At 23.4% G+C, this 4951-nt stretch carries 5 protein-coding genes; all 5 read left to right on the forward strand.

From position 1 onward, the window contains the following. Positions 1-373: 373 nt before the first annotated feature. The 5 genes from MBCUR_RS00990 (at position 374) to MBCUR_RS01005 (ending at position 4839) form a co-directional block, all read left to right on the forward strand. A complete protein-coding gene (locus MBCUR_RS00990; RefSeq protein ID WP_169805769.1) occupies positions 374-892 on the forward strand; it encodes a hypothetical protein in 519 nt (172 codons plus the stop codon). A 1065-nt stretch (positions 893-1957) separates the two neighbouring features. Then, a complete protein-coding gene (locus MBCUR_RS10215; protein ID WP_157077501.1) occupies positions 1958-2092 on the forward strand; it encodes a zinc-ribbon domain-containing protein in 135 nt (44 codons plus the stop codon). Between the two features lie 179 nt (positions 2093-2271). Further along, positions 2272-3516 (forward strand): Ig-like domain-containing protein, encoded by a 1245-nt coding sequence (locus MBCUR_RS00995; RefSeq protein WP_067089117.1) that lies wholly within the window; start codon positions 2272-2274, stop codon positions 3514-3516. A gap of 230 nt (positions 3517-3746) precedes the next feature. Beyond that, positions 3747-4334, forward strand: coding sequence for a chitobiase/beta-hexosaminidase C-terminal domain-containing protein (locus MBCUR_RS01000; protein ID WP_067089120.1), 588 nt, complete (start codon positions 3747-3749; stop codon positions 4332-4334). A 250-nt stretch (positions 4335-4584) separates the two neighbouring features. Next, a complete protein-coding gene (locus tag MBCUR_RS01005) occupies positions 4585-4839 on the forward strand; it encodes a hypothetical protein (RefSeq protein ID WP_067089123.1) in 255 nt (84 codons plus the stop codon). The last annotated feature ends 112 nt before the right edge of the window (positions 4840-4951 follow it).

Below are 4951 nucleotides of genomic sequence, written 5' to 3' on the forward strand. Positions count from 1 at the left end.
AATTTATATTTCATTATTTACAAAAGTTTCATTATCTAACTTTAAGACTTTTAATTATTTAAGTTATTTAATTAATTTATAAAATTGATATTTTGAATAGGTTATATGTAAAAACTCTGTAGATATATGATTTAAAAGAGTATTAAGATAAAATTTATTCAACAACAATAATATTTTCTATAATTCTACTTTATTTAGTATAGATATAATTTTTAAAGTATCTTCTTTTTTGATTTGCTTGAATTTTGATGAAAATATGGAAAATTAATTGTTATAAATTTTTCAATACTTTTATTTAACTGTTAATTTAATATTTAATTATTAAATTAGTTAATTTTTTTCATGTTAAATTATTTTTCTTAGCCATACTAATATGGAGTTTTTAATAGTTACTGATTTAGTTAATGAAGTGATAAAAATGAGGAATAAATTACTTATTGTTGGGATAATAGCTATTGTTATAATAGTTTTAGGGGCATTTATTGTTTTAGGTGGAGGATTTAATAGTTCATCAGATTCAAGTGATGAACAGCAATTAAACAAAGAATCCCAGGATCCAAATATTAATATCACTAAATCTGAAGCAATAAATCTTGTAAAAGATTTTCTAAAAGAAGGTGGAAATCTTGAGGAGGATGATTTAAATTTAGAAAGTGCTTCTTTAACAACATTCGTAGGAAAACCTACTTATGAAATAATATTTTATGTAAGTTCTCACAATGGAGGATATACAGCTACTGCAGGATCTGATATAACATTGAATACTTTGAAAAGTGTTAATACTAAAGGCTCTGCTTCTGTAAATCTTTATGTTGATGGAGAAAGTGGAGAAATTCTTGGTGCCAATGGAAATCCTGCAGATGCAAGTAAAATTAAGGTAACAATAAAATAATAGATAAATTTTATGCCAATATTAAATTAATTTATTTTTTTATTACCTAATTTTTTTATATTTTACAAAAAATAATATTAATCTACAATCTAATTGAACCCTATTTTATTATTAGTATTAATAAAACTTTAAAAAAATTTAATGGGTGTTAAATATATTCTTAAATATTTATTGAGTTTATAATATTTATTTAATTTTAATTACATCTATGTATAGTTAATATTACTTTAAAATTCAGAAAAGTTTATCTTGTTTAGTATTTTATTTTATGTATTTCGTTGGGTTTTTAAAATAAAATACAAAATGCTGAAATAGAGCGTTATTTTATCTTCTAACAGTTGAATCTAGAAATAAAGATTAATTTTCATGTTTTTTAAGGAAATATATTCTAAGTTTTTTTATTATCTTCAATAAATTTATTTTAAGCGAATATTAGATATTTTTGTCCAATTAAATGTAATAATGGCTTTGAAATTTTAATAATGAGCTTAGAATTTAAGTTATTCATTTTTCTATTCTTATTTTAGCTATTAAAACCTTCTTATTTTTATTTAAAAATTATAATTTTTTTTACCTTAAATTTTACTTTTTTTCTTTATATCAATTTATTTTCAATAATGTTTACTAATTGTCTCTTATACATTATTTTATTCCTTTTTCTAATATTAATTTTTTTATATCCTACTTAAATTACAGTTAAAACAATTTAATTAGATTTAAGTTTGAAAAAACTTTAATTTTTTTATGAATTTTTATAGTAGCACTTTTTTTTTCAAAATTTGTATGTTTTTTATGGATATATCTTAGTTTTTCCTACAATCAATGAACTTTACTCAATTTTCCTTTTTTTTTTTTTTTTTTTTTTTTTTTTTTTTTTTTTTTTTTTTTTTTTTTTTTTTTTTTTTTTTTTTTTTTTTTTTGATTATGGTTCCAAATAAAGACTTATTTTTATTTAATTAGCTTTGAGACTCTTTTTTGCTTTTTAGTTAAGTATATATGTTTATACTTATTTATAGAGTATTGTCTATCAATTAAAATTTTTTAATTTATTAATGGAGGTATTTTATGGTAAAATGTATGAATTGTGGACATGATAATATTGAAATGGCAAAATTTTGTCGAAGCTGTGGAAGTCCAATATCTTTGACTTCAGCATACATACTTAATTGTACTATAAATGGAATAAAAAATATTAGTTAATTGTAATAACTGTAATATCTGTTGCATTATTGGAATTCTAGGGATTTCTTAAAATTTATTTTATTAAATGTATTAAAATTATAGTCTTGGACATTTGATTTCAAAATTAGGATAAAAAGCATTAAACTTAAACTAAATTCAAATTTGAAAAGTTTTGTCCAGCAACATAGGGTGAAAATATGAATAAAAAGATATTTTTAATGATTTTGCTGTTATTAATTGTTTTTTCAGTTTCTTTAACTACAGTTAATGCAAAAACAATTCAATTTAACAACACTACAAGTGTGGATGTAATAAATAGTTTTTTCAATGACAATGATTCATATAATGGGAACTATTTAGAAGATGGAGACACAATAATTTTTAAAGAAGGTAACTATCAGAATATAGGTATCTCTGCTGAAAAGTCAGTTAGTATTACAGGTCAAGGTGAAGTAATTTTTTCTAACGACGATGGTAGTAGAACAATATTTTTAATTGGTAACTATTCTAATGTTTCTAATATTAAAATATATAATGAGGGATGGATAGGACTAGGAATTTATGGGGATTACTGTACAATAAAAAATTCTACCATTGTCTCTAATATGGATGCTGGAAACAGTTATGCTGGGTCTATTACCATAGCAAGTTTTGGCAATAACTTAACCAATAACTACATTAAAAATACTAATGATTTAGGTTATGGTGTTATGATTAGGGGTTCTGATGGACAGTGCAACTATGTTTATAATAATACAATTGACAGTAAGTTCTTTTCCCTGGTATTAATTGGAACAGAGGGTTCAGCATGGAGGGCTGTAGGTGTAAATAAGATTTTAAATAATATTATCACAGGTTTTGGAGGAATTGTTTTAACTTATTCGGCAACTGGGAATATTATAGAAAATAATTATATTAATGTCCGTGGATCTTATTATAAATCTAAATATATTTACGGTAACTTATTACTTGATTGTAATGGTGAAGGAATTTATCTTATGGGTAGTAAAGATAATTCTGGAGAGTATCCACCACTTCAATTAAATCATATAGCAAACAACACAATTTATAGCTACAATAATATAGGAATTTATTTGAATGGCATTACAAGAAATAACACTATAACAAACAATATTGTAGATGAAGATGAAGTTTTTAACTATGGATTTTATAATACTCTTGAAAACAACACAATTAAATCAGATTCTTCTATTTCACTGTCTTTTAAGCCAAATGTTATTTATGGTTCTAATGTTGTTTACAATGTTACTTTAATAAGTCATAATGATAATCTTGCCAATAAAACTGTTTATTTTTATTTGGATTCCATTCTTTTAGGTTCTAATAAAACTGACTCTAATGGAATAGCTATTTTAACTAAAAATACACCTATAAAACTTGGAAATCATATAATTTCTGTTAATTTTACAGGAGATACATAATACAATCCATCAACTGAATCTGCTACTTTTGCTGTTGTTAAAGCCTCTTTATCTATTAGTTCTGTTGCAGGTGAGGGTAAAGTTGGAAGTTCTCTCCCTGTGAATTTAACTCTTAAAAATCAGAATATCTTGGTTAATGGTAGTTTTAATCTAAGTGTTAATGGTGTAACTTTAATAATGTAAATTTTGTTAATGGTAAAGCCATTATAAATTTCCCTGTTACTAAAGTTGTGAATTCTCTTTCTATTATTGTTAAAGATAATTCTGGAAACTACAACAATGGAAATATTTCTGTCCCTGTAAGTATTACTACTACTAATCCTGTTGTTAGTGCAAATTACAAAACAGGAACTTATAGCTCAAGCATTAAAGTGAAGTTGACTACTAACAAAGGAACTATTTACTATAAAATAGGAAATGGAGCATACAAAAAATATTCTACACAACTAACTATTAGCAGTACTTCAAAACTTAGTTTTTATGCAGTAGATTCTTTTAAACAAAAATCAAGTGTGAAAACATTAACCTACACAATTAATAAAAAATCTACTCCTAAAAAGGCAAAAATAACTTATTCTGTTAAAGTAACCACTCAAGGCAAAAATGTTAAAAGAGTTTTTACAATAAAGAATAGTGGTAATATTAAGGGATCAGCATCAACAAAGCTTAAAGTACCTGCAGGTCTTACTTTAGTTAAAGTAACCACATCTAAAGCATATTACAGTTATAAATCAGCAACTAAAACCTTAACCTTTGGAGTTAAAAATTTAAACCCTAATGCAGTGGCTAAAGTAACTGTTTCTTTTAGAGAAAAATAGTAAATATAAATTCAATATAAATTGAAAATAAAATTTTTAAGATTAATATATTGTAGTATCCAAAAAATGTGACTTATAATCATTTTTTAATCATTATAAAAAATATGATAAAAATATTTTTAATTGGATTTAAAGAATTTTTAGGAGATATTTCTAAAAATTTAAATTTAATATATATCTTACAAAACTTTGGTAGTTTTTGAAAATAAATTTGCTAAATATACAACTAATACACAGAAGGTGGACTATAATGAGTGCTAAACATATTATTCGGCGTTGCTTCATGACTGGAAAGCAATGTATACATTCTGGACAAATTGAAAATAATGTAACTGCATCTTTGAATGCAGATAAACAATCAGAAAATATAAATGTTTTTATGGCCACACCATTTCGACAACATATATCAACTTGCCACAAATGGATTCTTAAACCATATTTTAATAAGGAATTAAAAAATTATCATCAAAATAAGAGTAATAATAATATTGAGATTTTCTATTAACCTGCTTTTTTTAATTAATTTTTTTATTTTTTTTTTAAAAATTGTATTTTTATGGAGATTTTTTTTAAATTATGGGATTTTTGCCTTTTTTTACTGTTTTTCTTGCTTATTT

This window comes from Methanobrevibacter curvatus, from assembly GCF_001639295.1.
GTDB lineage: Archaea > Methanobacteriota > Methanobacteria > Methanobacteriales > Methanobacteriaceae > Methanoflexus > Methanoflexus curvatus.